Here is a 26,667-nt window from a genome sequence, read left to right as displayed (position 1 = left end):
ATCTCCAATTAGAAAATTAGAAAATAATTTCTTAGTTTACCCAAAATTTGAACGTCCAAACTCTATTACGGCATTTACTTAGTGGACAACTTTAATGCGCCGCCCATTCAATCGAGTTCAAATCAATTCCGTCTTTGAACATTTCCCACAGCGGCGACAGTTCGCGCAGTTTGCCGATTTTGGATTTAATCAGTTCTGCGGCAAATTGCACTTCTTCTTCGGTGGTCATACGGCCGAAGGTGATGCGCAGTGATGAATGTGCCAGTTCGTCGTTGCGGCCGAGCGCGCGCAGGACGTAGCTGGGTTCGAGCGAGGCGGAGGTACAGGCGGAGCCGCTGGATACGGCGAGTTCTTTCACCGCCATAATCAGGCTTTCGCCTTCGACGAAGTTGAAGCTGACGTTCAGGTTGTTTGGGGCGCGGTGTTCGAGGTCACCGTTGATATAGACTTCTTCGATGCCTTCGATGCCTTTGAGGAAGATGTCGCGCAGTTTGCGGTAGTGCGCCATGTCTTGCTCGAGTTCTTCTTTGGCGATGCGGAAGGCTTCGCCCATGCCGACGATTTGGTGGGTCGGCAGGGTGCCGCTGCGGAAGCCGCGTTCGTGGCCGCCGCCGTGCATTTGGGCTTCTAGACGGACGCGGGGTTTGCGGCGGACGTACAGTGCGCCGATACCTTTGGGACCGTATACTTTATGACCAGACATGGACAGCAGGTCGATTTTGGCAGCTTCGACATCGACAGGCACTTTGCCGCAGGCTTGGGCGGCATCGACGTGGAAGATGATTTTGCGTTCGCGGCAGATTTCGCCGATGGCGGGAATGTCTTGTACCACGCCGATTTCGTTGTTCACCCACATCACGGAAATCAGGATGGTGTCGTCGCGGATGGCGGCTTTGAGTTCTTCCAAGTCGATTAAACCGTTTTCCTGTACGCCGAGGTAGGTTACTTCAAAACCTTGGCGTTCGAGTTCGCGCATGGTGTCGAGCACGGCTTTGTGTTCGGTTTTGACGGTGATGAGGTGTTTGCCTTTGGTTTTGTAGAAGTTTGCCGCGCCTTTGATGGCGAGGTTGTCGGACTCGGTCGCGCCGCTGGTGAAGATGATTTCTTTGGGGTCGGCGTTAATCAGGGCGGCGATGTCGGCGCGGGCTTTTTCGACGGCCTCTTCTGCTTCCCAACCGAATGCGTGGCTGTTGGAAGCGGGGTTGCCGAAGGTTTCGGTCAGATAGGGAATCATTTTTTCGGCAACGCGTTTGTCAACGGGGGTTGTGGCGGCGTAGTCGAGATAAACGGGGGTTTTGACGGTCATGGTTTGCTCTTTCGTTTTTATTTGGTTTCTACTTAATGGATGTGTGTAAAGGTAACGACTTGGCTGCCGTCGTTACAGTTTTTCTGTTCAATGATGCTTTGCAGCGTAACGCTGCTGAGGTAATCGTTGATGGTTTTGTTCAGGTTTTCCCAAAGGTCGTGCGTCAGGCAGGGCGCGCCGTGGTGGCAGTTGGCTTTGCTGCTGCATTGGGTGGCGTCCAGCTTGTCTTCGGCGGCGGAAATGATTTGGGCGATATTGATTTGGGCGGGAGGGGCGGCGAGGATGTAGCCGCCGCCGGGGCCGCGCAGGCTTTCAACCAGCCCGGCACGCCGCAGTTTGCTGAATAGTTGTTCGAGATAGGAAAGCGAAATGCTTTGGCGTTCGCTGATGGCGCTGAGTTTGACAGCGCCGGTTTGCGCGTTCATCGCCAAATCGATCATGGCGGTAACGGCAAAACGCCCTTTTGTGGTCAGTCTCATGGTAGGTGCCTGTGTCGGCTTTTTTATAGTGGTGCGATTGTCTAATATCTGAGTGATTCAGTCAAGTATATTCGGGCATCTCCCGATTGTTTGTTTAAATGACTGTGCGAATTGATTTTTATCTCCCTAAAGATTTCTCTTTTTTTATCTGAAACTTGAATCCGAGGTCGTCTGAAAAGTGCTATTACCCCGCTTTTGGCGGGGTTAAAACCATTTGCTTTATAATTGCGATTGATATAGATTATCTAATTCATACTAAATCATTATGGTATTGTAAAAGGTCGTCTGAAAACGCCCTACCCGTTTCAGACGACCCAACCCATAAGCAACCCCTTAACAGAGGCAATCAACAATGAAACGCGATTTGAGCAAAATGACCTGTATCGAAGACCTGCGCCTTGTCGCCAAGCGCAAAATGCCGCGCATGTTTTACGATTACATCGATTCAGGTTCTTGGACGGAAACTACCTACCGCGAAAACACTTCGGATTTCAAAGACATCCGCTTCCGACAAAAGGTATTGGTCAATATGGAAGGTCGTAGTTTAGAGACCAAAATGATCGGTCAGGATGTGAAAATGCCGGTAGCGATTGCGCCGACGGGCTTTACCGGCATGGCGCACGCTGACGGCGAAATCTTGGCGGCGCGGGCGGCGGAGAAGTTCGGCATTCCGTTTACGCTCTCGACCATGTCCATCTGCTCGATTGAAGACGTTGCCGAGAACACCAGCGCGCCGTTTTGGTTTCAGCTTTATGTGATGCGCGACCGCGAGTTTATGGAAAACCTGATTAAGCGCGCGAAGGATGCCAAATGTTCGGCATTGGTATTGACCGCCGATTTGCAGGTTTTGGGCCAACGCCACAAAGACATCAAAAACGGCCTGTCCGCACCGCCGAAACCGACCATCGCCAATTTAATCAATCTGGCAACCAAGCCCGAATGGTGTATGAAAATGCTGAACACGGAACGCCGAACGTTCCGCAATATCGTCGGACACGCTAAAAACGTCGGCGATTTGTCTTCACTGTCTTCGTGGACGTCCGAACAATTCGACCCGCGCCTGAGCTGGGACGACGTCGCCCGCATTAAAGATTTGTGGGGCGGCAAGTTGATTATCAAAGGCATTATGGAACCTGAAGATGCGGAAAAAGCAGCGAAAAGCGGCGCGGACGCATTGGTCGTTTCTAACCACGGCGGCCGCCAGCTCGACGATACCGTATCCTCGATCAAAGCCTTGCCCGACATCGTCAGCGCAGTCGGCAGCGACATCGAAGTGTGGATGGACAGCGGCATCCGCAGCGGTCAGGACATCCTCAAAGCATGGGCTTTGGGCGCAAAAGGCACGATGATAGGCAGGGCGTTCCTCTACGGCTTGGGCGCATACGGCGAAGAAGGCGTTACCCGCGCGCTGGAAATCCTGTATAAAGAAATGGACGTCTCCATGGCGTTTACCGGCCATCGCAATATTCAAGACGTTGACGCCAGCATCCTGCAAAGCACGCGCTGGTCAAACGATAAGTTCTGATTGTTTTTAAACACCAAACCGGCGATTAAACAAATTAACTGCCGGTTTGCTTTTTCATATAAAAAGGTCGTCTGAAATACGGTTTCAGACGACCTCATCATTATCAGGCATTCATCTTGTCTTCAAACGCCGCCAAAATCCGCGCGACTTCTTCCGCGTCTTTGACTGCCCTTACCGCATCAAACAATTCCTGCGCTTCCCCAAATTCTTTCTTCATCATGCCCAGCCATTGTTTCAGGCGGGCGACGGGGTATTTGTTGTTCGCTTCTTTGGCGAGACACAAATGGAAAAACTGGTTTATCCACACCGAAACTTCGGCGAAATCGGTATCGCGGACGGTTTCGCCGTTTTCGTATTGTTTGATTTGGCGCGCCAAATCGGGGCGGATGACGGCGCCGCGACCGAGCATGACACTGTTGCAGCCCGTCATCTCTTTAATGCCGATATAGTCTTTGAGGCTGAACACGTCGCCGTTGGCGGTTACGGGGATGGCGACGTGTTCGCGGATTTTGCGTATCCACTCCCAATGTGCGGGCGGTTCGTAGCCTTCGACTTTGGTACGCCCGTGTACGGTCAGGGCGCAGGCTCCGCCTTCGGCAATGGCGGCGGCGCATTCGAGCGCGAGGCTTTTGTCTTCGTAACCGAGCCGCATTTTGCCGGTGAGCGGGATGTGTTCGGGCAGGCGTTGGCGCAGGGTTTTGACGATATGGTGGATAAGGTCTGGCTCTTTGAGCAGGACGGCGCCGCCTTTGTGTTTGTTGACCGTGGGGGCGGGGCAGCCGAAGTTGAGGTCGATTTTGTCCGCGCCGAAGCGGACGACTTCCAAGGCGTTGACCGCCATATTGTCGGCATCGCTGCCCAAAAGCTGGACGGTACAGGGCGTGCCGGCGGGGGTCTTGTTGCCGTTGGCGATTTCGGGGGCGTATTTGAGCCAGGTGGAACGGGAATGGACGGTGTGGGTAATGCGGACGAACTCGCTGACGCATTCGTCGTAGCCGCCGATACGGGTCAGCAAATCGCGCATCACATCGTCCACCAGCCCCTGCATAGGCGCAAGGATAAGCTGCATATCGGAGGAGGTCGTCTGAAAAAAAGGAAATGCGTATTGTAGCGGTATATCGGTTAAAATACACGCTTGCCACGAAGAACTGACCGCCGCCATTGCCGAACTGCCTTGATTTCCCGATTTTGATTTTTCAGACGACCCCTTTTCAGACGACCTCATCATGAACCCGAAAATTCCCGCCACAGCAGCCATGTTGGTCAAAAATTCGGAACGCTATCTGCACGAAGTTTTGACCGCGCTTCAAGACTTCGACGAAGTATTGCTGCTCGACAACGGCTCGACCGACCGCACTTTTGAAATCGCCGAACGCTTCACCAACGTCAGTTATTACAAATACGACTTCATCGGCTTCGGTCCGATGAAAAACCTCGCCGCCCGCCTCGCGCAAAACAATTGGATATTCAGCATAGACAGCGACGAAGTGGCAGATAGCGAACTGATTGCCGCCATCCGCAAAGCCGTGGCGGAAAACAAAGAACAAAACATCTTCTCGCTCTCGCGCCTGAACCACTACAACGGCCGCCTGATCAAAGCCTGCGGCTGGTATCCCGACATTATCCCGCGCCTTTACCACCGCCGGTTTACCCGCTTTTCCGACCGTCAGGTGCATGAATCGCTGATTTTGCCGCCCGATGCAAACGTCCGTCCGCTCGAAGGTCGTCTGAAACACTATTCCTTCGAAAACGCCGAAGGGCTGATTCAAAAAATGCAGCAATACAGCTCACTCTACGCCGAAGAAAACCGCTACAAAAAAGACAGCTCGCCCTTCAAAGCCCTGTTGCACGGCAGCGTATCGTTTGTCAAAAACTACCTGCTCAAACGCGGTTTCGCCTACGGCGCGGACGGCTTGACCATTTCCATCGCCAATGCCCAAGGTTCGTATTACAAATATGTCAAACTTTACGAGCGCAACCGCAATATCAGCGTCGCCTTGATTATTACCACCTACAACCGTCCCGACGCGCTGGAGCTGGTTTTAAAATCCGCACTCGCGCAAACCCGCCTGCCCGACGAAATCATCGTCGCGGACGACGGTTCGCGCCAAGACACCGCTGAAGTCGTCGAGTTCATCCGCAGCCACACCGACATCCCCGTCAAACATTCTTGGCGGCCGGACGACGGCTTCCGCGCCGCTGAATCGCGCAACCGCGCGCTGGCGCAGGCAAAAAGCGACTACATCATCCTTATCGACGGCGACATGATACTCGACCCGTCCTTCATCGCCGACCACCTCAAGCTCGCATGCAAAGGCAGGCTGATACAGGGTTCGCGCGTTATCCTGACCCAAAGCCGCACCCAAGAAATTTTAGATTCCGGCGAATTGCCCGATTTGTCCGTGTTCAGCCAAGGCATAGAAAAACGCCTGTCCGCCCTGCGCTGCCGCAGCCTGTCCGCCCTGATCGGCAGACAAAGCAGCCGCAAACACAAAGGCATCAAAACCTGCAATATGGGCTTTTTCCGCAGCGATGCGCTCGCCGTCAACGGCTTCGACAACCGCTTTGTCGGCTGGGGGCGCGAAGACAGCGAGTTCGTCGCCCGCCTCTTCCATAACGGCATGAAACGCCACAACCTCAAATTCGCCGGCATCGCCTACCACCTCTGGCACCACGAAGCCGAACGCGACGCCCTGCCGCAAAACGACGCCCTGCTCAAAGCCACGCTGTCCGAACAAAAAATCCGCTGCGAAGACGGCATGGACGAGTTCATAAAATAAATCGTTTTCTGCGCGTTTCCCCCTCAAACGTCGTCTGAAACCTTTCAGACGACGTTTTACCGCCAAGCAACCGTCCGCACATCAAATCTTTACGGAAACCAAACACTTGCAGTGTTATACTATCAATACAACGACAAACTACTCACACACTACGGTTACACATCATGTCCCCCCGCCCGATTACCATCACCTCATACAACATGCACAAAGGCATGTCCGCGCTCAACCGCAAAGTCCAAGTGGACAGCATGGCGGAAGAGCTTCGCGGCATAGGCTCGGATGTCCTGTTTTTGCAGGAAGTGCAAGGTCAACACCTGACCCGCAGCAGCAGGCTGCCCGATTTTCCCGAAAAACCGCATTACGATATCCTCGGCGACCGCCTTTCCTACAACCGCAGCTACGGCAAAAACGCCGTATACCCGCAGCGCCACCACGGCAACGCCATCCTCAGCCGCCTGCCGCTGGAAACCCGCCACAACCTCAACATCAGCGTCAACAAACTCGAACAGCGCGGCGTACTCCATTGCGAAGTCTTGCCCGAAGGCTGGGACACCCCGCTCGTCTGCCTGTGCGCCCACCTCAACCTGCGCGAACCCGACCGCGCCAAACAATACCGCGCCATCTTCGAATACGTCGTGCATCACATCGACCCGCAAAGTCCGCTGATTCTCGCCGGCGATTTCAACGACTGGCGGCAAAAATCCGCCCTATCCTTAGGCAACGCTTTGAACCTGAACGAAGTATTCGTGGACAGCAACGGCAAACGCCCCAAAACCTTCCCCGCCCGCCTGCCCGTCCTCAGCCTCGACCGCGTCTATACCCGCAACTTGGAAGTCTTAGATTCCCAAATCCACAACGGCAAAAACTGGCAACGCCTCTCCGACCACTTGCCCTTGAGCGTCAAAGTCAGACCCAAACTGCCTTGACCGCACCCATGCCAAAGGTCGTCTGAAAACCTGAAATCGGGATTTTCAGACGACCTCTTTATATCGGCAAATCAACTTCAAGCCATCATTCAATCAACTTCAAACTCAGCAAACTTTTTACGAAATCCAATACAACCCCGGCCCGTCCAAACTCAAAAATATGATTTTCTGAGGTACCCAAATGCCAAAGTTGTATTGTTTGGCATCTGTTTACACATTATCAAGTTTTAGTTAAAATTATTATATAAATAGTAATCATAATCAATTTATGTTATTTTGCAGCTCTAAAGGAACAAAGTATTTTGTCCGCGTTCCTTTCCACACAATCGGTAACCTACGGATATTTTCCTTTTGTTTTGTCAAAATGCCCTTCCCTTGCGTGAAGCAAGCGCATCCATATCAACGGTCCGAACAAACCGTTTAATCAATTGGCTGCAACCCCATTACATTCGGTTCGCGTTTTATTTTCCGATGCCATCTGGAAGCATTTCAGATTTCGCCTATTTTCAAGCTGTTGCGAACAAAGGAAAATCCATCATGAAACCTGTCAAATCCGTCGAATTCCCCTCTACGCCCAAAATATTGGTTTTATTCTTGAGTATGCTGTGGCATACGCCGTTATGGGCGGAAAATACTACCCCCACCCAAAGCGTGCAGATGGATACCATTACCGTCAAAGCCCATCGCAACCGGGATAAAAGCGGCTACACCCAAGTCTACAGCCGTGACATCAGCAATATGTACAAAGGCAAACAGGAAATCGAAACCTACCGCGGCAGCAGCGTGGCCGATTTAATCGGCGGCATGGCGGGAGTTTACAGCGGCGACGCGCGCAACAGCGGCGCGCTCGACCCCAACATACGCGGCATTCAGGGCGAAGGCAAAGTTCCAGTAACGGTAGACGGCACGGAACAGGCAATCAGCGTATGGCGAGGATTTGAAGGCATATCCAACCGCAACTACATCGACCCGAATCTCGTCAGCAGCGTCTATGTGGAAAAAGGCGCATCAACAAACCGTGACATCCGCACCGGCATAGGCGGCTCGGTCAGCATGAAAACGCTGGAAATTGATGACGTTGTGCCGAAAGACCAAAAATTCGGCATGGAAGTCAAAATGGAAACCGGCAACAACAGCATCAAACAGCGCGAATACGCCCATGCCGCATCATGGAACAAAGACTACCGCCGCTACCCGAGCCCCTACTCCTTCGACCGTATGGACTGGGCGATTATGCTGGACGACAGCGACCGCCAGAAACAGCGTTTCGGCGGGCGTGGCAAATTGTTTAAAGACAACGCGTTCCGCATTTCTGCCGGTATGCGCGGCGAAGTGTTTGACGGCCTGATTGCCTACGCATGGCGGGACAAAGGCAATTATTTTACCGGTAGCAAGGGCGCAGAACGCTACGGCTACCTCCCCAATGCCAGCTCTATGACCGAGGAAGAATTTACCAAAAAAGTTACGGATATTCAGGAATATACCGCCAACATCGGCTCGTATTACCATCCGTCCGGCGAAGTGGCCAACACCTCCCTGAATATGCGTTCGTGGCTGGCAAAAGGCACGCTTAAACTGTCCGACAATCAAAAAATACAGCTCGGCATACGCCGCACCCACGCCCGTTTCGGCGAAATCATGCCGTACAGCATCCTGTTCGGCAACATCGGCGGCAGCATGCTCAAACCGGACGGTTCCGCCCAAACCGACATGAGCAAGCTCACCAAAGGCACGCTGATGGCAGAATGGCCGCAGGCATGGGTGAAGCAGACCGCCGTCAACCTCGACTACACATGGAAACCCGAAAACAACCGCTGGATAGATTTGAAGGCGGGGATTTGGGGGACGTTTAACAATTCGCAAACCAATTCCACCGGCGGCTATCCCGCATCCACCCTGTTCCTCGACAAAATATTCAACGAAAAATACGCCGAAGACTGGTATTACAAAGGCAAAGAACCCGAATGGGACAAACTGCCGCCCAATACCAACAACCGTTTCAACGTTTTTAATGCCGCCGCCTACCGCGCCAAAAACAACCGCCTGGGCATCAACCTGTCCAATAAAATGAAATTATCCGACAAATTGGAACTGACCCTGATGGGCGACTACCAGCGCGAAAAACTCAAAGGCAGCAGCGATACCAGTTGGATACTCGCATTGCCCGAAGAAGAATCCCAAAAATTGTTCTGGGAAGACCCTGAGACCACCTTAAATTCCAACTTCGCTCTGACCATGCCGCGTAAAGGCAAACGCGACGAATGGAACCTTGGCTTCAACTTCAAATATCAGCCCACTTCCTGGCTGACTCTGAACGCAGGCGGCCGCTACACCGACTACCACCAAACCGACAACTTCCTCCGAGACTATATCGACAAAAACCGAACATGGTTGGAAAGAGAAAACAAATTCGACGTACTGTCGGACAACAGCAGGGATTTCGTCTATCTGCAGAGCCGGCTTGCCACACCTGAAGAATACCGAGCCTATCGAGAATTGTCCGACCAATATCACGCCGCGCAAAAAGCTTACGACCAAGACCCTGCGACCATACGGGCGAAAGCCGAATATGATGCCTACGACAAGCGTTTTTGGAATTGGATAAACAGCCTGCCCGTTCCCGAATATCTCTGGGCATTAGATAACCGACCCGAAGAAACACAACGCTGGCAAGATAATCACCCCCAACTTCCGGAAGAACCCGAAAAACTGACAGAGCTGCGCAACCGTTTTATGGAAGCGGAAGATCTAAGCAGCGGCTGGAAATCAATACCCAACTGCACCGAAAACGAAGCAAATGGAAACTGTATCTACTGGCGGCGTTCGCATCCCGAAGAAAACCCCGTCCGGACAGGCGCACTCAATTTCTTAAATGAAACCGGCATCAACCCTGCCACAGGCAAAGTTGAAAAACGTTATGCTGCCGCCGTAACAACCGATGTCAACAATCCCGCTATCGAATACCGGCATCTGACCGAAGAAGAACTGCGCAAAATGTGGAACAAACGCGGCCATGCCTTCGCTCCCATGTTCTCCGCCACCGTCCAGCTCGGCGACAACACCCGCCTGTTCGCCCGTTATACCGAATTCAAACGCTTCCCCAGCATGTATGAAGGCACATTCGGCTTCGGCAACCACAGCATCGCCAAAGGTTTCAGCGTCCCGTTTGGCAGACTCCTAAACCCGCTCAAACCCGAACATGCCAAAAACTGGGAAATCTCCCTCAGCCACGACTTCACCCGCCTGCTGCCCCAAATGCGTTACGCGGACGTGCGGCTGACCTACTTCCACAACAAAACCCACAACGTCATCGACCGCAACTATGCCACCTGGCAAATCAGCAATTACGACAAACAAGTCATCAGCGGTTTAGAGCTGCAAACCCGCTTCGACAACGGCCGTGTTTTCGGCGACTTGGGCGTGGTGCGCAACATGAAAAACGAAGTCTGCGACCGCCGCGCCATCGAGCAGCAATATGATGTAGACCAATACGTCTCGCACGGCCGCACCTTCCCCGTACCTTACTGTCAAAACGGCGGTTTCGCCAGCGGTTGGCTGATCAACCGCATCCAGCCGCGCTGGTCGGTCGTTGCCAACCTCGGCGGCAGGTTCCTAAACGAAAAACTCGAAATCGGTTCGCGCCTGACCTTCCACAGCCGCGTTGAAGACAAACAACAGCCGTCCGCCCGCTGGCGCGAATACTACCTGCAACGTGACGGCGCAAACAGCAAAGCTTTCAACAGCGACAACGGCAACGCCAACTGGCAGCCCGTTACTGTCGTGGATGCCTATGTGCGTTACAAATTCAACAAACATTTCAGCGCAGAGCTAACGGGCAGCAACCTGACCGACCGCTATTACCTCGACCCCATGAGCCGCTCCTATATGCCCGCCCCGGGACGTACCCTGCGCATCGGTTTGACAGGGAAATGGTAATTTCTTCTAACAGAAAACAGCCTCTTTGCGTACTGGCAAAACATTAAGGTCGTCTGAAAAACAATTTTCAGACGACCTTTGGACCAGCTCTATTTTTAAGAAGCCAATACGCGCGGGAACAGGATTTCATTTTCCAAATGGATATGGTTGGTCAAATCGTCCACCATTTCGCGTGCCAATGTATACAGGCGCGTCCAGCTTCCGCAAGCATTTTCGGGAACGGTCAGGTTATTGGTCAACTCAAGCAGCTTGGCTACGGCTTGGTCGTGTTCCTCATGCTCGTGCATCATCACATTAATCGGCATTGCCGCTCCGCGACCGACGCCTTGTTTGATCATCGGAAACAGCATGCGCTCTTCCTTCATCATGTGCATCAGCAGTTCGTTTTGCATATAGGCAAGCAACTCCGGCACTTCAGCCGGAAAACTGTCGGCGTGTACCTCTGCGACTTTTTGAGCCAACGGAACCAGCTCTTTAAATTGCCCGCGGTGTACATCATGGTAGCGTAGCAGGATATGGTCGATGGTTGCACCAAACGGCGCGGTTTCCCATACGGTAAAATCAGTCATGGCAGTGTCCTTGGATTTGTGTCAGGCCGGCGTATTCAGACGACCTTTTTAAAGATGGATTTTTTATGAATGTATATAACGGAGTGAAGGATACACCTGCAAAACTGATTTGTATAGATGGAGCCGAAATGTATAACAAATTGAGAATAAAAGTAATTTCTTTTTTGAAGAGAGACTGAAGCAGCTTGTCACCTGAATTGAAGGCAAGAAAAAAGCCCGTCTTGATTAAGACGGGCTTTTTAAAATCTGGCAGAGAGGAAGGGATTCGAACCCTCGATACGCTATACACGTATACACGCTTTCCAGGCGTGCGACTTAAACCACTCATCCACCTCTCTGTGGAATCAAACATATTTTATTGCCTGATATTGTAGCTTAATCAGACAAATAAATCTATTCAATAAAAAATCCGGATAAGCCGGATAATTGATTTGGTGCCCAGGAGAAGACTCGAACTTCCACACCCGTGAGGATACTAGCACCTGAAGCTAGCGCGTCTACCAATTCCGCCACCTGGGCAATTAGGATGGAGATAAGCAAAGCGGCGACCAAAGGGTTTGGTGCCCAGGAGAAGACTCGAACTTCCACGCCCGTGAGGACACTAGCACCTGAAGCTAGCGCGTCTACCAATTCCGCCACCTGGGCTTTGCTTTATTTCCTGTTTTGCGTTACAGTGATTGACTATTTCGCAAAGAAGCGGTCATTATATATTTTAGAAAAAGAATGTCAACCAATAAAATGAACAAAAATATTAAATCTTTAAATTTACGAGAAAAAGACCCGTTTTTGAAACGGGAGAAACAACGTTACGAACATCCGCTGCCAAGCAGGGAGTGGATCATTGAATTATTGGAGCAAAAAGGCGTGCCGTCGAAAATCGAAGTCTTGGCACGCGAGTTGTCGATTACGGAAGAAGAGTACGAATTTTTTGAACGTCGTCTGAAAGCGATGGCGCGGGACGGTCAGGTTTTAATCAACCGTCGCGGTGCGGTTTGCGCGGCAGACAAATTGGATTTGGTCAAATGCCGTGTCGAGGCGCACAAAGACGGCTTCGGCTTCGCCGTACCGCTCACGCCCACCAAAGACGGAGATTTTGTTTTATACGAACGCCAAATGCGCGGCATCATGCACGGCGACATCGTGACCGTCCGCCCTGCCGGTATCGACCGCAAAGGCCGCCGCGAAGGAACGGTTTTAGATATTGTCGAACGCGCGCAAAGCAAAGTGGTCGGACGTTTCTATATGGATCGCGGCGTAGCGATTTTGGAAGCGGAAGACAAACGCCTGAACCAAAGCATTGTCTTGGAACCTGACAGCGTCGCGCATTTCAAGCCTGAATCCGGTCAGGTCATCGTCGGCGAAATCGAGACTTATCCCGAGCAAAACCGCCCTGCCGTGGCGAAAATCATCGAAGTATTGGGCGATTATGCCGACAGCGGTATGGAAATCGAAATCGCCGTGCGCAAACACCATTTGCCGCACCAATTCAGCGAAGCGTGTACCAAAGCCGCGAAAAAAATCCCCGACCATGTTCGTAAAAGCGATTTGAAAGGCCGCGTCGATTTGCGCGATTTGCCTTTGGTAACCATAGACGGTGAAACGGCGCGCGATTTCGACGATGCCGTGTTTGCCGAAAAAATCGGGCGCAATTACCGTTTGGTCGTGGCAATTGCCGATGTCAGCCATTATGTCCGCCCCGATGACGCTATCGACACGGACGCGCAGGAACGCAGCACCAGCGTTTACTTCCCGCGCCGCGTGATTCCCATGCTGCCGGAAAACCTGTCCAACGGCATCTGCTCGCTCAATCCCGATGTCGAGCGTTTGTGCATGGTGTGCGACATGGTCATCACTTACGCGGGCAATATTAAAGAATACCGCTTCTACCCTGCGGTTATGCGTTCCCATGCCCGCCTGACGTACAACCAAGTCTGGGATTGGATTTCAGACGACCTCGACCATCCGCACAAAGCCCAAATCGATACCCTCTACAAACTCTTCAAAATCCTTCAGAAAAAACGCTTCGAACGCGGTGCGGTGGAATTTGAAAGCGTCGAAACCCAAATGCTTTTCGACGACAACGGCAAAATCGAAAAAATCGTGCCCGTTGTCCGCAACGACGCCCATAAGCTGATTGAAGAGTGCATGTTGGCGGCAAACGTCTGCGCGGCAGAGTTCCTGATAAAAAACAAGCACACCGCCCTCTTCCGCAACCACTTAGGCCCGACACCCGAAAAACTCGCCACCCTGCGCGAGCAGCTCGGCTTATTGGGTTTGCAACTGGGTGGCGGCGACAACCCGACGCCGAAAGACTATGCCGCACTTGCCGAACAATTCAAAGGCAGACCCGATGCCGAATTGCTGCAAGTCATGATGTTGCGCTCCATGCAGCAGGCAGTTTACGAACCGCATTGCGACGGACACTTCGGCCTTGCCTACGAAGCATACGCCCACTTCACCTCCCCCATCCGCCGCTATCCCGACCTGACCGTACACCGCGCCATCAAAGCCGTGTTGAACCAGCAAACCTACACACCAAACAAAAGCTGGCAGGCTTTGGGCGTCCACACCTCGTTCTGCGAACGCCGCGCCGACGATGCCAGCCGCGACGTGGAAAACTGGCTGAAAACCTATTACATGCGCGATAAAGTCGGCGAAATATTCGAGGGCAAAATCTCCGGCATGACCAACTTCGGCCTCTTCGTTACCTTAGACGGCATCCACATCGACGGCTTGGTACACATCAGCGATTTGGGCGAAGACTATTTCAACTTCCGCCCCGAAATCATGGCGATAGAAGGCGAACGCAGCGGCATCCGTTTCAACATGGGCGACAAAGTCAGCGTCCGAGTGGCGCGCGCCGATTTGGACACCAGCAAAATCGACCTGACCTTGATCAGCGGCGGAAGCAGCGGCAAAAAACGCCGCGCCAAAACCACCGCCCAAACCGGCTCGAAAACCAAACGCAAACTGACGGCGAAAGAAATCGACGACGCGATGAAAACGCCTGTAAAACAGGAAAAACCCGCCGCCAAACGCCGCAGCAAAGTCCAACCGGAAAGCGCAGCAACGTCGTCTGAAAACGGCAAAAAGAAAACCGCCAAAGCCAAAACGGCAATGGAAAAAGCCAAACGCAAAGACAAAAAGCCAAGCAAAAGCGTGAAAATCAAGGTGAAAACCTCGGATACCGCGCCAACCAAGCGCAAAGGCAGAAGCAAGGCTAAATAGTTTGTCTTTTGGCTAACTTCAAAAGCCGTTTAACGGACAGGTGCGATAAAAAACGGCGGTTGTTCATCATCTACATTTCTACATAACCACCGTTCCATTTCTCCTTAATTCAAGACCAAAAAGGTCGTCTGAAAACCTGTTGCCAAGTTTTCAGACGACCTTGCTTCATTTGTTCTTCAAGTAAATTGTTATTTCACCTTAGTCGCCATCAGCGTATGCAACCGACGGTTGTCGGCACGGGCAACGGTGAACTGCAAACCGCCGATAACAACTTTCTCACCGCGCACGGGCAGGTGTCCCAATTCCTGAATGACCAGTCCGCCGATGCTGTCGGCTTCTTCGCTGCTGTAATCCGTACCGAAAAAGGCATTGATGTCTTCGATTTCGGTTACGGCATTGATACGCCAGCGCTCGGTGGAAACAGCGTGGATATTGTCCGCGCTTTCGTCTTCGTCAAACTCGTCTTCAATGTCGCCGACGATTTGTTCGATAATGTCTTCAAAAGTTACCAAACCCGACGTGCCGCCGTATTCGTCGATAACGATTGCCATGTGGTTGCGCTGCTCGCGGAATTCTTTCAAAAGCGCGTTCAGCGATTTGCCTTCGGGTACGAAAACGGCGGGACGAAGGATGGCTTTGAGGTTGAACTGCTCGGGATTAAACATGTATTTGAGCAGGTCTTTGGCGTGCAGGATGCCGAGGACTTCGTCTTTGTCTTCGCCGATGACGGGGAAACGGGAATGGGCGGTCTCGATGACGTAGGCGGTGATGCGCTCGATGCTGTCGTTTTCTTTCAAAACGTTCATGTGGCTGCGGGTAATCATGGCATCGCGCACTTCCAAATCGGCAAAGTCGAGGACTTTTTCCAGCCGCAAAAGTGTATCCGCGTCAAACACTTCCTGCTCGTGCGCCTGCCGCAGCAGGCTGAGTACGTCTTCGGCGGAATCGGGTTCGCCGGCAAGTCGGGAAATCAAACGTTCGAAAAATGTCGGTTTCGACCGGGTGTCGTCCATTTCAGTATTCGTCCTCTTGGTAGGGGTTGGGATAACCTGCTGCCTGCATCAGGCGGATTTCGAGCGCCTCCATTTCTTCGGCCTCGGTCTCTTCGATGTGGTCGTAGCCCATCAGGTGCAATGTGCCGTGCATGGTCAGGTGGGCAAAGTGCTGCTCGGCGGTTTTGCCCTGCTCGGCAGCTTCTTTCAATACGACTTGCGGGCAGATGATCAAATCGCCGCAAAGCTCGTCTGAAAACTGATCGGGCAGGATTTCGCCTTCGTTCAAGGCAAAACTCAACACATTGGTGGCGTAGTCTTTGCTGCGGTAATCGCGGTTGTAGGCGCGGGCTTCTTCTTCGTCCAGCAGAATCAGGCTGATGTCGGCGCGGCGGTATTCGTTTTTCAACGCCGCCCATGCCCAGCGGTAGAAATCGCGTTCGCTCGGAAGGTCGGCGGCGGTTGAGGCGTTTTCAAAATTCAGGCAGAAACGTTGCCGCTGCAACGATAAGAAGGGATATTTTTTGGCGCGCTTCATGCTGTAAGGCTATTGGTTTAAAATGTTTTTAGAGAATAAGTTTTATTTTACGGCAGTATGAACTACCATCATGCCGGTACACATTATAGTTTATTTCGTTGCAACAGATATAGTGCAACGGCTTCTCCGACAGCTTCGCAGCGGAATACCTTTATCAACCACGGTAATTGCAAATGAACAAATTTCTTTTCCCCCTACTGATTGCCCTGACAGCCTGCTCCCCGCAAAACAAAATCGAAACGTCGGCTGCCAAACCGACGGAAACTCAGGTCGAAAAAAGCGGTGGCGATACGGTCAAAATGACAGGGACAGTCCATTATTCGCTCGAACAGGCTGAATTTACCGCCGACGGAAAAACCTATTTCATCAACGGCGGCGACAGCCTGATGGACCAAGTAGAAAAGAACCGCCTGAGTTCCGGCTCATATAACGTTACCCTGAACAATGTCTGCATTCAGGGAAAAGTGCTGACCAAAGAACAAAACCAAGGCAACGGATTCGGCCCCTTGGGCAAGTACAGTCAGGCAGTTACCGTAGAAAGTTTGTGTTAGACTGTCGACCTTCCCGCCTCATGAATTAGAAAATCAGAAACTGCAAATGAACCCGAAAAAACTCGTTATCGCCAGCCGCGAAAGCCTGCTTGCCATGTGGCAGGCAAAACATATCCAAGGTCGTCTGAAAACCCTGTATCCCGACTGCGAAGTCGAAATCTTGGGCATGACCACGCGCGGCGACCAGATTTTGGACAAAACCCTGTCGAAAATCGGCGGCAAAGGCCTGTTTATCAAAGAGTTGGAACAAGCCTTGCAGGACGGACGCGCCGATTTGGCGGTGCATTCGATTAAAGACGTGCCGATGGATTTGCCCGAAGGCTTCGCCCTTGCCGCCATCGGCGAGCGCGCCAATCCGTTTGACGCGTTCGTATCCAATCAATACGCGCGTTTGGAAGAAATGCCCAAAGGCGCCGTCGTCGGCACATCCAGCCTGCGCCGCGAAGCCCAGTTGCGCGCCCGCTATCCGAACTTAGTCATCAAGCCCCTGCGCGGCAACGTGCAAACCCGCCTGTCCAAACTCGACAACGGCGAATACGATGCCATCATCCTCGCCGCCGCCGGATTGCAGCGTTTGGAACTGGACGAACGCATCCGCCTGATTCTCTCCGAAGCCGACAGCCTGCCTGCCGCAGGACAAGGCGCGTTGGGCATCGAAATCGCCGCACACCGCACCGACCTTCTCGACGTATTGAAACCCTTAAACCACGATGTCACACACGCCTGCGTGACCGCCGAACGCGCCCTCGCCCGCGCTTTGGGCGGAAGCTGCCAAGTGCCGCTTGCCGCGTATTGCACTGAAGAAAACGGCCTGCTCACCCTGCGCGGACTGGTCGGACACCCCGACGGCTCGGTAATCTTGCAGGCAGACGCGCAAGCCCCCACCGCCTACGCCGACGCGCTCGGACGCGCAGTCGCCAAAAAACTGGCGGACGACGGCGCGCAGGAATTGATTGAAGCCGTTTTGAAAGAACAAGCCGAATAAATCGGTTCGCAAGAAAAGGTCGTCTGAAAACTGTATTTTGGTTTTCAGACGACCTTCTTTTGATTCCTGATTCCTTTCCATTTACATCTATATTTGAAAACTATCGATGTAATTAAATAATTATATAAATCTAATCAATTTCTTGGCCGTTTATAACTATTGGTTTTATCAAAATAATTATCAGGTCTTTCAACTTTGGGATTTGTTTCCCTACTATGCCCTCCATCTTTTGACAAATCGCAAATAAAAAGGAAACCAATATGGCACGCTTAACCGTACACACCGTCGAAACCGCTCCCGAAGCAGCAAAACCCCGCGTCGAAGCAGCGCTGAAAAACAACGGCTTCATCCCCAACCTCATCGGCGTATTGGCAAACGCGCCTGAAGCGTTGGCGTTTTATCAAGAAGTCGGCAAACTGAACGCCGCCAACAGCCTGACTCCCGGTGAAGTCGAAGTCATCCAAATCATCGCCGCCCGCACCAACGAATGCGGTTTCTGCGTGGCAGGCCACACCAAGCTGGCAACCCTGAAAAAACTCCTGTCCGAACAATCCATCAAAGCCGCGCGCGCGTTGGCGGCAGGCGAGTTTGACGATGCCAAACTGGGCGCGCTCGCTGCGTTCACCCAAGCTGTGATGGCAAAAAAAGGCGCGGTATCCGATGCCGAACTCAAAGCCTTCTTCGACGCTGGTTACAACCAGCAGCAGGCTGTCGAAGTCGTGATGGGCGTTGCCCTGGCGACTTTGTGCAACTACGTCAACAACGTCGCGCAAACAGAAATCAACCCTGAATTGCAGGCGTTCGCCTGATTCTGATCCAAGGTCGTCTGAAAAGCGGCGGCAAAACTATTTGCCCGTTTTCAGACGACCTTTTTCAAAAACGCCGTCCCTGTAACGGACCGCTTCCCCTTTCCAACGGAACGCTCCCGCGCCGTCCGCACACATTTTCAAGGATAAGACCATGAACCGTGAAACCTTATTGTCTCAAGTTGCCGAACTCGTCAAAACCAAACTCAAACCCTTAGTGGACGAAATCGACCGCAATGGCTTGTATCCCGAAGATTTTATGCGCGAACTCGGCGCCATCGGCGGATTCGGCGCAGTCGGTACGGAAGTGGAAGGCGGCAACGGCTTGGGTTTGGCGACGCAAATCGCCGTCTTGCGCGAAGTCGGCAAAGAATGCGGCGCGACCTCGTTCAGCGCATGGTGTCAGGCGGCTTGCGCTTGGTATCTGCACCAGACACCCAACCAAGCCGTCAAAGACAAATACCTCGCCGACATCTTGCAAGGCAAAGTCTTGGCGGGTACGGGCATGTCCAATACCGTCAAACACCTCGCCGGCATTGAAAAACACAACCTTCAAGCCGAGCGCGTGGACGGCGGCTACAAAGTCAACGGCGCGCTGCCGTGGGTATCCAACATCGGCGAAGACCACATCTGGGCGAATACTGCCCAAATCGGCGACGGCTACGTCATGTTCATCACCGGCGGACAATGGGAAGGCGTGACCCTGCAAGCCTGCCCCGAATTTTGCGCCCTCGAAGGCACGCGCACGTTCAGCCTGAACTTCAAAGACGTATTCATCCCTGACGAAGACGTGATCGCCGCGCCCGAACAGTTCTCCGACTACATCGCCTCCATCAAGTCCGGCTTCATCCTGCTGCAAATCGGCATCGGCGCGGGTGTGATCGACGGCAGCCTCGGCATCATCCGCATCGCCAACGTCGTCAACGCCGAGGTCAACAGCTATCTCGACGACAGCTACGACAGCCTCAAAGCCGCCTTGGACGAGGCATGGCAAACCACCGAACGACTGGCAGACTTGGCTTGGAACAACACGCCCGACAACCTCGCCACGCTGAAACTGCGCGCCGCCGCCGCCGAGCTGACGCTTGCCGCCGCCCAATCCGCCGCCTTACACGCCGGCGCCAAAGGCTACCTCATGCGCAGCCCCGCCCAACGCCGCGTCCGCGAAGCCATGTTTGTCGCCATCGTTACCCCCGCGTTGAAACACTTGCGCAAAGAAATCGCGGCGCTGGAAGCGGCATAAGGGCTGAAACAGACCAACAAGGGGTCGTCTGAAAACCTTTTGCCGACCGTTTTCAGACGACCTCAACCATTAGAAGGAACACACCATGGCACAATACATGTGCGGCCCCTGCGGCTGGATTTACGACGAAGACCTCGGCGACCCCGAACACGGCATCGCCCCCGGCACCAAATTCGATGACATCCCCGACGATTGGAAATGCCCCGAATGCGGCGTGGGCAAAGAAGACTTTTATCTGCTGGACTTCGTGATATAGCTTTATATAGTGAATTAACTTTAAACCAGTACGGCGTTACCTCGCCTTAGCTCAAAGAGAACGATTCTCTAAGGTGCTGAAGCACCAAGTGAATCGGTTCCGTACTATCTGTACTGTCTGCGGCTTCGTCGCCTTGTCCTGATTTATAGTTAATCCACTATACAAACTAAAAAGGTCGTCTGAAAACGTTGGGTCAAACGGTTTCAGACGACCTTTTTGATTTTGTTGTGACGCGGCTGCGATCAAGCGTTTTCATCCCGCCAGCGTTTGAACACCAACGAAGTATTCACGCCGCCGAAAGCGAAATTGTTGCTGACCACATAATCCGTTTCGATTTCGCGGCCGCCGCTCAAAATATAGTCCACCTTGCCGCAGCGCGGGTCGATGTCGTTCAGATTGACGGTCGGGGCAAACCAGCCGCTGTTCATCATTTCAATGGTAAACCACGCTTCCAGCGCACCGCATGCGCCGAGCGTATGGCCGAGATAGCTTTTTTGCGAACTCATGGGAATGAATCCGAACACGGCTTCGGTCGCCAGCGTTTCGGCGATGTCGCCTTTTTCGGTCGCCGTACCGTGGCCGCTGACGTAGCCGACTTTGTCAGGCGTAATGCCTGCGTCTTGCAGCGCGAGTTCCATACATTTCTGCATGGTTTCTTTTTGCGGCTGGGTAACGTGGCTGCCGTCGCTGTTGGCACCGTAGCCGACGAGTTCGGCATAGATTTTCGCACCGCGCCGTTTGGCGTGTTCCAATTCTTCCAACACAAAAATCCCTGCGCCTTCGCCGATGACCAAGCCGTCACGTCCGCTGTCGTAAGGACGCGGGGTCAGTTCGGGTTCGCCGTTGCGGCGGCTGGCGGCGTAGAGCGAATCGAAAACATAAACTTCGGACGGACAAAATTCTTCGCCGCCGCCCGCCAGCATCATGTCTATCATGCCGTATTTGATGGCTTCGTAGGCATAGCCTATGCCTTGGCTACCGGACGAACACGCGCTTGATGTCGGGATGATGCGCCCTTTCAATCCGAAAAAGATGCCGATATTGGCGGCGGTCGTATGCGGCATCATGCGCACATAAGTATTGGCGTTGAAATTGCGCGATGTCCCCGTAGTCAGCAGTTCGCCCATGTCGCCGATGTCTTTGGTACTGCCGACAGACGAGCCACACGCCACGCCCATACGTCCGTCGGTGATGCTTTCGTCTCCAAGCAAACCTGCGTCCGTCAGGGCCTGCTCCGCCGCATCGACACACAGGTGCGACACGCGCCCCATACTTCTGAGCTGCTTGCGCGTCCAATGTTCGGGCGGGGTGTAGCCTTCAATCGGCGCACCCAGTTGCGCTTCCAATTCGGGGAAACGTCCGCGCCAATCCATATATTTGACGGCATTTTTTTCGGCTTTAAACGCCGCCTGTATGCTTTGCCAATCGCGGCCGAAGGCGGTAATGCCGCCTATGCCCGTTACTACGACTCTTCTGGTATTCAACACAAACCTCCGTTCACCGCAATCACTTGGCGCGTGATGTACGCCGCTTTTTCATCCATCAGGAAGCGCACCGCATGCGCCACTTCTTCCGGCAGCCCCATACGCGCGGCGGGGACGGCTTTCAAAATTTCTTCGACGGGTACATTTTCATCGACGATGTCCGTATCGATTAAACCCGGCGCTACACAGTTGACGGTGATTTTGCGTTTCGCCAGCTCGACCGCCAAGGCTTTCGCCGCGCCAATCAAGCCCGCCTTGGACGCGCTGTAATTGACCTGCCCGCGGTTGCCCGTCAAGCCGGACACCGACGCCATGCACACAATCCGTCCGGCTTTTCGGCGGCGTATCATCGGCATGGTCAACGGGTGCAACACATTATAAAAACCGTCCAAATTAGTACGCAGCACCAAATCCCAATCGTCGTCTGAAAACGTAGGAAAGGCATTGTCGCGCGTCAATCCGGCGTTCAATACCACGCCATAATACGCGCCGTTTGCTTCGGTGTCGGCAGTCAAAATATCGCGGCAGGCTGCACGGTCGGACACGTCAAACTGCAACACCCTCGCCTGTCTGCCCAAAGCGCGGATTTCTTCCGCTACGGCTTCGGCTTCATCGCGGCGGCTGCGGCAATGGACGACGATATCAAAGCCGTCCTCAGCCAAACCGAGTGCGACGGCTTTGCCTATGCCCCGGTTGGAGCCGGTAATCAAGATGGTTTCGCTCATAATGTTTCCTATTGGTTGGCGCGGTCTGCTTATTGGTCATCATCTGGATAGAGAAAACTGTTTTCAGACGACCTTTCCGTCTTTCGGACTGTACACGTTCAACGAGGCTTTTGCCACCAGCCCGTCCGCAGGCAGCTTGGCGCGGGCATCTTCAGGCGCATCCGTCCAATGCAGTTCGCAATCGAATACGCCCATGCCGCCCGGGTCCTGTATCGACAGATTCGCGACCACCTTCATCTGCGTTCCGACGGGCAGGCTGTCGGCAAACAATTCCAGCTTGCGCGTTCCCAGCAAAAAGCCAAGCCGCACCGGTTCACCTGCTTCCAAAGCCTGTATACCCGCAAACGCGCCTATGCCCTGCGCCATGATTTCCATCAGCGATGTCGCCGGCAATGCCCCGTCAACCAACAAGATGTGCTTTTCCCCCACAGCGGCTTGGGCGCAAACGTGTTTTGGGCTGTATTCTGTCACACAATCGAGCAACACCATATGGCCGCTGTGTGGCAATAAAGAAGCAACATCGTGAATGGGGCAAATTAAATTTACAGTCATAAAGGTCGTCTGAAAACAGAATACGTTAGAATAGCGCGATTATATCAGACCCTAGAATGTGTTAAGCTATTTCGTTAAAATACATCACAATGTAAACTTTTGAAAACCATCATGTCATCCAACATTTGCCGTTTTTCTTTCAATATCGCCGCTTGGCACGCCTCAAGCAGTAAAATCGCCACGCCCGAACAATGGCGGCAATGGGCATCAGGCGCATTAGACGCCGACGGGCTGCCCGACCACAAACCCGCGCTTGCCTTCCTGCCCGCCCTGCAGCGCCGCCGTTTGGGCAAAGCCGCGCGCCTGATTTGCGACGCCTCGTGGGAATTGGCGGAACAATACCCCGGCAGCCCGTTGGTTTACGCCTCGCATGACGGAGAAATCAACCGCAGTTTCGAATTATGGCTGGGACTGTTGCAAACCGACAGCGTTTCACCGACCTCCTTCGGACTGTCCGTCCACAACGCTCCCGCCGGACAATGGTCCATGTTGCGCGGCGACATGAGCGAACACACCGCCCTCGCCGCCGGCAGCGACAATTTTGAAACCACTTTGGCAGAAGCCTATGCCCTGCTGCAAGACGGCGCACCATCCGTATTGGTCTTAATCGCCGACGACCCTTTGTCCGACGACTACCCCGTCCACGCCACACGCGCCCCTTTTGCCTACGCCCTGTCGCTTGTACTGACGCAGGGAGACGGCTACACGCTCAGTCTCGATGTCGACGACACGTCGTCTGAAAACCCGTCCGACCTGCTGTCAGCCGATTACTGGGGCGCGCTCGACTGGATCCGTTTCTTACTTTCAGACGACCTTTCAGCAGAATGGCAACATGAAAAACGCCGATGGACATGGTGCAAAAAACCATGAAAACCCTAGACTACTGCCGCCGTTTCTTTGCCACCCTGTTCGGCTTCATCCTCTTCGGCGTTGCAGGCGTATTGTTCAAAATCGCGCTTTTGCCCTACACGCTCAAATCCACCAAAGGCGACATCAAACGCCAACTTGAAGCGCGGCGCATGATAGGGAAAGTCTGGCGGTTTTTCGTCGGCTATCTGCAATGGTCGGGCGTCTTGAGCGTCCGTTTCAACGGCTTGGAAAAACTCGGCCGGCCGGGGCAGCTCGTCCTCGCCAACCATCCCTCGTTGCTGGATGTCGTCTTGATGGTCAGCCACTTTCCCGACCCGAACGTGCTGGTCAAAAAAGACCTGTTGAACAATCCCAGCATGAAAAGCCAGATTATCGCTTCCGGCTACATCCCCAACGACGAAAGCATGGAAATGTTGGAAGAAATCGACGCCGTGTTCAAAAGCGGGCAAAGTATGCTGATTTTCCCCGAAGGCACGCGCACAGGCTGGGACGGACAGGTTAAAATGCACCGTGGCGCGGTATCGCTCGGTTTGCGCAGCGCATCGGTCATCACCCCCGTGTGCATCAAAATGACGCCGCCCAATTTCAAAAAAGGCCAGCCTTGGTACAAAATACCGCCGCACAAAATCCATTATGAAATCACCGTCGGCGACGACATCCTGCCCGAAGAATGGCTGGCGGAAAAACCCCTACCCATCGCCGCAAGGCGTTTAAACGAATACCTTCAAGACTATTTCACAAGGAAAACCACATGAATAACTTAGAAAACCAAATCAAAGAATTAATCATCGACAGCTTGGGGCTGGAAGACATCACCGCCGCCGACATCGGCAGCGAAGACCCGCTCTTCGGCGACGAAGGCTTGGGGCTGGATTCCGTCGACGCGCTGGAACTCGGTTTGGCAGTGCAAAAAACCTTCGGCTTCCAGCTCGACGGCGAAAACGACAACCTGCGCGAAAACTTCGCCAACGTCAAAACACTGGCAGAATTCGTCAAAAGCCGTCAGGCATAAAGGAGAAGCGATATGACCGAACAAGAAGTACGCACCCTTCTGACCGATGCACTGGTCAACCTGTTTGAAATCGAACCCGAGCGCATCAAACCTGAGACCAACCTCTACGAAGATTTGGAAATCGACAGCATCGACGCCATCGACCTCATCGACCACATCAAACGCGAAACCGGCCGCAAACTGCAAGCCGAAGACTTCCGCAACGTACGCACCGTAGAAGACGTGGTTCAGGCGGTTTTGAAAGTACAGGCGCAAGATTCCTGATTCTGATCCAAACCGGCATATTTTCAGACGGCCTTGACAATCGGCAAGGTCGTCTGAGCATCAATAACAACATCAACCTTTCTCACTTATCCATAATATACAACTAACACCATGAAAAAATTTATTTCCCTACTGCTCTTACTCCCTGTCTTGTCTGCGCACGCTGAAATTTCCCTCATCAAAAAAATGACACATGCCGAGTGTATGCAAGTCATTCGTGATTCATTGGATATGTATAACGATATGGAATTTTGTGAAAAAAACACGAACGAGGAAACTCAACGTAACGGGATGCTGGCATGGCTTATGGTTGGAACGGTCAACAGCAACTCAGAAATGTCCCCTATCTGCCCAACGGTCAAAAAAATGACCGAACAAGAGCAAACTCAATTCTTTTCCCGCTATCCGAAATCTCATGAACCCAAAGAAGTGGCAAAATTCTGCACCCCGAAAAACCGTAAACGCATTGCCAAGCTTTATCCAACATATTTTAAACTGTTCAAAGAATATGACGACTTTAAAAAAAGCAAAGATGAGGAAGAAAACGAATAATCCAAGACACCATCGACCTTATTGACCACATCAAACGCGAAACCTGCCGCAAACTGCAACCTGCAAACCCGCTCAAAGAACAATGATATTAATTGACTTCTCTCTTACGAAACAAAATATTTAATATCAAATCAATAATTTTCAACTGGAGAGTTATAAATATGGAATCATCTTTATCATCGATCTTTATTATTCTTGCATTGTTATCTACTGGTTTCCTATCTGGTAAATTTCTTGCACCACCCCTTCGACAAGTCCTACTCAAACCCTTGTCCTTTATTGTCCTGCTTCTGCTCTTTTTCATGGGCTATGAGTTTGGCAGCGTCTTTACCGACCCGAATCTGGGCGCGGACATCGTCAAATATGCCCTGCTGTTCGCACTGATTATCAGCGCGTTTACCTTGATTGCGCTTTATCGCAAACCCGAAGCCTCGACTGCTTCCACGCCGTCGGGCAGCTTTATCAAACCCTTTTACGGCTGTTTCAAAGCCTTTGCTTTTTTCGGTTTGGGTGTGGCAGCATTTGCCTTTTTCGGGCGACAGATTGGCAATCTGCCCATCGACAGCACCCATATCCTCTATCTGCTGATTTTCATGGTTGGCATGGACTTGGTTGATTTCCAGCTTGGCGGATTCGGACGTAGGATTTTCCTGCTGCCGCTTCTGACCGTTGCTGCAACCTCCGCCGCGTGTTTCGTTTTTTCGCTATGTTCGCCCTATTCGTTTGCCCAAAGCCTAGTATTGTCGGGCGGTTTCGGCTGGTTCTCCCTTTCGGGTCCTATGGTTGGAAAAGCGGTATCGCCCGAAATGGGTGCGGCAGCGTTTATGACCGATTTTTTCCGCGAAATGATCAGCATCGTCTTCCTGTATTTCTACGGACGAAAGCAGCCTATGGCGGCAATCGGCATTTCCGGCGCAGCGGCAATGGACTCCGCCCTGCCCTTTGTCAAAGAAAACTGCCGCGCCGAATACATCAAATACGCCGTCGTCAGCGGCTTTATCCTGACCCTTGTCGCACCGTTTTTTCTGTCCGCCGCCATTGCCATGCTGAACTGACCCTACTATTTTTCCAAACAACTTTCAGACGAC

At 52.7% G+C, this 26,667-nt stretch carries 25 protein-coding genes and 3 tRNA genes; 16 read left to right on the top strand and 12 right to left on the bottom strand.

The annotated features are described in order from the left end of the window. Positions 1–91 precede the first annotated feature (91 nt). Positions 92–1,306, bottom strand: a complete 1,215-nt coding sequence (locus MON40_RS04565; protein WP_003764834.1) for an IscS subfamily cysteine desulfurase — start codon at positions 1,304–1,306, stop codon at positions 92–94. Positions 1,307–1,338: 32 nt separating this feature from the next. After that, positions 1,339–1,785: a Fe-S cluster assembly transcriptional regulator IscR gene (gene iscR, locus MON40_RS04560; protein ID WP_003779173.1), complete on the bottom strand. Its 447-nt coding sequence runs from the start codon at positions 1,783–1,785 to the stop codon at positions 1,339–1,341. 352 nt (positions 1,786–2,137) lie between these two features. Between iscR and MON40_RS04555 the strand changes: the two genes are divergently transcribed. Continuing rightward, a complete protein-coding gene (locus MON40_RS04555) occupies positions 2,138–3,310 on the top strand; it encodes an alpha-hydroxy acid oxidase (RefSeq protein ID WP_003779169.1) in 1,173 nt (390 codons plus the stop codon). A gap of 103 nt (positions 3,311–3,413) precedes the next feature. Here MON40_RS04555 and MON40_RS04550 read toward each other — a convergent pair whose 3' ends face one another. Beyond that, positions 3,414–4,379, bottom strand: a complete 966-nt coding sequence (locus MON40_RS04550) for a tRNA dihydrouridine synthase (protein ID WP_039863127.1) — start codon at positions 4,377–4,379, stop codon at positions 3,414–3,416. A gap of 157 nt (positions 4,380–4,536) precedes the next feature. Between MON40_RS04550 and MON40_RS04545 the strand changes: the two genes are divergently transcribed. From MON40_RS04545 to MON40_RS04535, 3 genes are all read left to right on the top strand, one after another. Beyond that, the gene (locus MON40_RS04545; protein ID WP_003779163.1) at positions 4,537–6,090 is read left to right on the top strand and encodes a glycosyltransferase family 2 protein; all 1,554 of its coding nucleotides are present in this window, start codon (positions 4,537–4,539) and stop codon (positions 6,088–6,090) included. A gap of 164 nt (positions 6,091–6,254) precedes the next feature. Next, on the top strand, positions 6,255–7,016 hold the full coding sequence (locus MON40_RS04540) for an endonuclease/exonuclease/phosphatase family protein (protein ID WP_039863126.1): 762 nt from the start codon (positions 6,255–6,257) through the stop codon (positions 7,014–7,016). A gap of 537 nt (positions 7,017–7,553) precedes the next feature. Then, entirely contained in the window at positions 7,554–10,952 is a 3,399-nt protein-coding gene (locus tag MON40_RS04535; protein ID WP_242926009.1) for a TonB-dependent receptor domain-containing protein, read from the top strand. A 95-nt stretch (positions 10,953–11,047) separates the two neighbouring features. Here the strand turns inward: MON40_RS04535 and dnrN are convergent, their stop codons facing one another. The 4 genes from dnrN to MON40_RS04515 form a co-directional block, all read right to left on the bottom strand. Then, the gene (gene dnrN / locus MON40_RS04530) at positions 11,048–11,521 is read right to left on the bottom strand and encodes an iron-sulfur cluster repair protein DnrN (protein ID WP_003779156.1); all 474 of its coding nucleotides are present in this window, start codon (positions 11,519–11,521) and stop codon (positions 11,048–11,050) included. Positions 11,522–11,768: 247 nt separating this feature from the next. Next, positions 11,769–11,859 (bottom strand) — tRNA-Ser (locus MON40_RS04525). Between the two features lie 94 nt (positions 11,860–11,953). Beyond that, a tRNA-Leu gene (locus tag MON40_RS04520) sits at positions 11,954–12,040 on the bottom strand. 39 nt (positions 12,041–12,079) lie between these two features. Next, positions 12,080–12,166 (bottom strand) — tRNA-Leu (locus MON40_RS04515). A gap of 93 nt (positions 12,167–12,259) precedes the next feature. Here MON40_RS04515 and rnr point away from each other — a divergent pair. Beyond that, positions 12,260–14,749 (top strand): ribonuclease R, encoded by a 2,490-nt coding sequence (gene rnr, locus MON40_RS04510; protein ID WP_147611982.1) that lies wholly within the window; start codon positions 12,260–12,262, stop codon positions 14,747–14,749. 188 nt (positions 14,750–14,937) lie between these two features. Here rnr and MON40_RS04505 read toward each other — a convergent pair whose 3' ends face one another. Both MON40_RS04505 and ybeY read right to left on the bottom strand, forming a co-directional pair. Continuing rightward, a complete protein-coding gene (locus MON40_RS04505) occupies positions 14,938–15,762 on the bottom strand; it encodes an HlyC/CorC family transporter (RefSeq protein WP_003779152.1) in 825 nt (274 codons plus the stop codon). Position 15,763: 1 nt separating this feature from the next. After that, positions 15,764–16,279: an rRNA maturation RNase YbeY gene (gene ybeY, locus MON40_RS04500; RefSeq protein WP_003779150.1), complete on the bottom strand. Its 516-nt coding sequence runs from the start codon at positions 16,277–16,279 to the stop codon at positions 15,764–15,766. 173 nt (positions 16,280–16,452) lie between these two features. Here ybeY and MON40_RS04495 point away from each other — a divergent pair, with 173 nt between their 5' ends. The 5 genes from MON40_RS04495 (at position 16,453) to MON40_RS04475 (ending at position 20,120) form a co-directional block, all read left to right on the top strand. Then, positions 16,453–16,830 (top strand): hypothetical protein, encoded by a 378-nt coding sequence (locus MON40_RS04495; protein ID WP_003779148.1) that lies wholly within the window; start codon positions 16,453–16,455, stop codon positions 16,828–16,830. Positions 16,831–16,876: 46 nt separating this feature from the next. After that, positions 16,877–17,815 carry a hydroxymethylbilane synthase gene (hemC, locus tag MON40_RS04490; RefSeq protein WP_003779146.1) on the top strand — a complete coding sequence of 313 codons (939 nt, stop codon included), beginning with the start codon at positions 16,877–16,879 and terminating at the stop codon, positions 17,813–17,815. 260 nt (positions 17,816–18,075) lie between these two features. Next, positions 18,076–18,624, top strand: coding sequence for a carboxymuconolactone decarboxylase family protein (locus MON40_RS04485; protein ID WP_003764609.1), 549 nt, complete (start codon positions 18,076–18,078; stop codon positions 18,622–18,624). Between the two features lie 151 nt (positions 18,625–18,775). Beyond that, positions 18,776–19,864 carry an acyl-CoA dehydrogenase family protein gene (locus MON40_RS04480; protein WP_003779144.1) on the top strand — a complete coding sequence of 363 codons (1,089 nt, stop codon included), beginning with the start codon at positions 18,776–18,778 and terminating at the stop codon, positions 19,862–19,864. 85 nt (positions 19,865–19,949) lie between these two features. After that, positions 19,950–20,120 (top strand): rubredoxin, encoded by a 171-nt coding sequence (locus MON40_RS04475; protein WP_003757556.1) that lies wholly within the window; start codon positions 19,950–19,952, stop codon positions 20,118–20,120. Positions 20,121–20,362: 242 nt separating this feature from the next. On the opposite strand, the gene MON40_RS04470 is transcribed toward MON40_RS04475, so the two are convergent. From MON40_RS04470 to MON40_RS04460, 3 genes are all read right to left on the bottom strand, one after another. After that, on the bottom strand, positions 20,363–21,607 hold the full coding sequence (locus MON40_RS04470) for a beta-ketoacyl-ACP synthase (RefSeq protein WP_039863123.1): 1,245 nt from the start codon (positions 21,605–21,607) through the stop codon (positions 20,363–20,365). Further along, on the bottom strand, positions 21,601–22,329 hold the full coding sequence (gene fabG, locus MON40_RS04465) for a 3-oxoacyl-ACP reductase FabG (RefSeq protein WP_003779139.1): 729 nt from the start codon (positions 22,327–22,329) through the stop codon (positions 21,601–21,603). Before fabG ends, MON40_RS04470 begins: the two co-directional genes overlap by 7 nt. Positions 22,330–22,392: 63 nt before the next feature. Continuing rightward, positions 22,393–22,881 (bottom strand): hotdog family protein, encoded by a 489-nt coding sequence (locus MON40_RS04460; protein ID WP_435873295.1) that lies wholly within the window; start codon positions 22,879–22,881, stop codon positions 22,393–22,395. Positions 22,882–22,992: 111 nt separating this feature from the next. Here MON40_RS04460 and MON40_RS04455 point away from each other — a divergent pair, with 111 nt between their 5' ends. From MON40_RS04455 to MON40_RS04430, 6 genes are all read left to right on the top strand, one after another. Then, positions 22,993–23,751, top strand: coding sequence for a beta-ketoacyl synthase chain length factor (locus tag MON40_RS04455; protein ID WP_003764599.1), 759 nt, complete (start codon positions 22,993–22,995; stop codon positions 23,749–23,751). After that, entirely contained in the window at positions 23,748–24,506 is a 759-nt protein-coding gene (locus MON40_RS04450; RefSeq protein ID WP_039863157.1) for a lysophospholipid acyltransferase family protein, read from the top strand. Before MON40_RS04455 ends, MON40_RS04450 begins: the two co-directional genes overlap by 4 nt. After that, on the top strand, positions 24,503–24,763 hold the full coding sequence (locus MON40_RS04445; protein ID WP_003779133.1) for a phosphopantetheine-binding protein: 261 nt from the start codon (positions 24,503–24,505) through the stop codon (positions 24,761–24,763). The genes MON40_RS04450 and MON40_RS04445 overlap by 4 nt, the downstream gene beginning before the upstream one ends. A 12-nt stretch (positions 24,764–24,775) precedes the next feature. Further along, positions 24,776–25,027 (top strand): acyl carrier protein, encoded by a 252-nt coding sequence (locus MON40_RS04440; RefSeq protein ID WP_003685738.1) that lies wholly within the window; start codon positions 24,776–24,778, stop codon positions 25,025–25,027. Positions 25,028–25,138: 111 nt separating this feature from the next. Then, positions 25,139–25,579, top strand: coding sequence for a hypothetical protein (locus MON40_RS04435; protein ID WP_003779131.1), 441 nt, complete (start codon positions 25,139–25,141; stop codon positions 25,577–25,579). Between the two features lie 302 nt (positions 25,580–25,881). Beyond that, positions 25,882–26,634, top strand: a complete 753-nt coding sequence (locus MON40_RS04430; protein WP_242926008.1) for a LysO family transporter — start codon at positions 25,882–25,884, stop codon at positions 26,632–26,634. The last annotated feature ends 33 nt before the right edge of the window (positions 26,635–26,667 follow it).

This window comes from Neisseria macacae ATCC 33926 (genome assembly GCF_022749495.1).
Taxonomy (GTDB): Bacteria; Pseudomonadota; Gammaproteobacteria; order Burkholderiales; family Neisseriaceae; genus Neisseria; species Neisseria macacae.
The sequence above is the reverse complement of the archived record's forward strand: the minus strand, read 5'-3'. Positions and strand labels throughout refer to the sequence as shown.

Excerpts from the sequence above, each read along its gene's own strand:
- MON40_RS04565 (WP_003764834.1), bottom strand. The coding sequence starts at position 1,306 with ATGACCGTCAAAACCCCCGTTTATCTCGACTACGCCGCCACAACCCCC.
- iscR (WP_003779173.1), bottom strand. The coding sequence starts at position 1,785 with ATGAGACTGACCACAAAAGGGCGTTTTGCCGTTACCGCCATGATCGAT.
- MON40_RS04555 (WP_003779169.1), top strand. The coding sequence starts at position 2,138 with ATGAAACGCGATTTGAGCAAAATGACCTGTATCGAAGACCTGCGCCTT.
- MON40_RS04550 (WP_039863127.1), bottom strand. The coding sequence starts at position 4,379 with ATGCAGCTTATCCTTGCGCCTATGCAGGGGCTGGTGGACGATGTGATG.
- MON40_RS04545 (WP_003779163.1), top strand. The coding sequence starts at position 4,537 with ATGAACCCGAAAATTCCCGCCACAGCAGCCATGTTGGTCAAAAATTCG.
- MON40_RS04540 (WP_039863126.1), top strand. The coding sequence starts at position 6,255 with ATGTCCCCCCGCCCGATTACCATCACCTCATACAACATGCACAAAGGC.
- MON40_RS04535 (WP_242926009.1), top strand. The coding sequence starts at position 7,554 with ATGAAACCTGTCAAATCCGTCGAATTCCCCTCTACGCCCAAAATATTG.
- dnrN (WP_003779156.1), bottom strand. The coding sequence starts at position 11,521 with ATGACTGATTTTACCGTATGGGAAACCGCGCCGTTTGGTGCAACCATC.
- rnr (WP_147611982.1), top strand. The coding sequence starts at position 12,260 with ATGAACAAAAATATTAAATCTTTAAATTTACGAGAAAAAGACCCGTTT.
- MON40_RS04505 (WP_003779152.1), bottom strand. The coding sequence starts at position 15,762 with ATGGACGACACCCGGTCGAAACCGACATTTTTCGAACGTTTGATTTCC.
- ybeY (WP_003779150.1), bottom strand. The coding sequence starts at position 16,279 with ATGAAGCGCGCCAAAAAATATCCCTTCTTATCGTTGCAGCGGCAACGT.
- MON40_RS04495 (WP_003779148.1), top strand. The coding sequence starts at position 16,453 with ATGAACAAATTTCTTTTCCCCCTACTGATTGCCCTGACAGCCTGCTCC.
- hemC (WP_003779146.1), top strand. The coding sequence starts at position 16,877 with ATGAACCCGAAAAAACTCGTTATCGCCAGCCGCGAAAGCCTGCTTGCC.
- MON40_RS04485 (WP_003764609.1), top strand. The coding sequence starts at position 18,076 with ATGGCACGCTTAACCGTACACACCGTCGAAACCGCTCCCGAAGCAGCA.
- MON40_RS04480 (WP_003779144.1), top strand. The coding sequence starts at position 18,776 with ATGAACCGTGAAACCTTATTGTCTCAAGTTGCCGAACTCGTCAAAACC.
- MON40_RS04475 (WP_003757556.1), top strand. The coding sequence starts at position 19,950 with ATGGCACAATACATGTGCGGCCCCTGCGGCTGGATTTACGACGAAGAC.
- fabG (WP_003779139.1), bottom strand. The coding sequence starts at position 22,329 with ATGAGCGAAACCATCTTGATTACCGGCTCCAACCGGGGCATAGGCAAA.
- MON40_RS04460 (WP_435873295.1), bottom strand. The coding sequence starts at position 22,881 with ATGACTGTAAATTTAATTTGCCCCATTCACGATGTTGCTTCTTTATTG.
- MON40_RS04455 (WP_003764599.1), top strand. The coding sequence starts at position 22,993 with ATGTCATCCAACATTTGCCGTTTTTCTTTCAATATCGCCGCTTGGCAC.
- MON40_RS04450 (WP_039863157.1), top strand. The coding sequence starts at position 23,748 with ATGAAAACCCTAGACTACTGCCGCCGTTTCTTTGCCACCCTGTTCGGC.
- MON40_RS04445 (WP_003779133.1), top strand. The coding sequence starts at position 24,503 with ATGAATAACTTAGAAAACCAAATCAAAGAATTAATCATCGACAGCTTG.
- MON40_RS04440 (WP_003685738.1), top strand. The coding sequence starts at position 24,776 with ATGACCGAACAAGAAGTACGCACCCTTCTGACCGATGCACTGGTCAAC.
- MON40_RS04435 (WP_003779131.1), top strand. The coding sequence starts at position 25,139 with ATGAAAAAATTTATTTCCCTACTGCTCTTACTCCCTGTCTTGTCTGCG.
- MON40_RS04430 (WP_242926008.1), top strand. The coding sequence starts at position 25,882 with ATGGGCTATGAGTTTGGCAGCGTCTTTACCGACCCGAATCTGGGCGCG.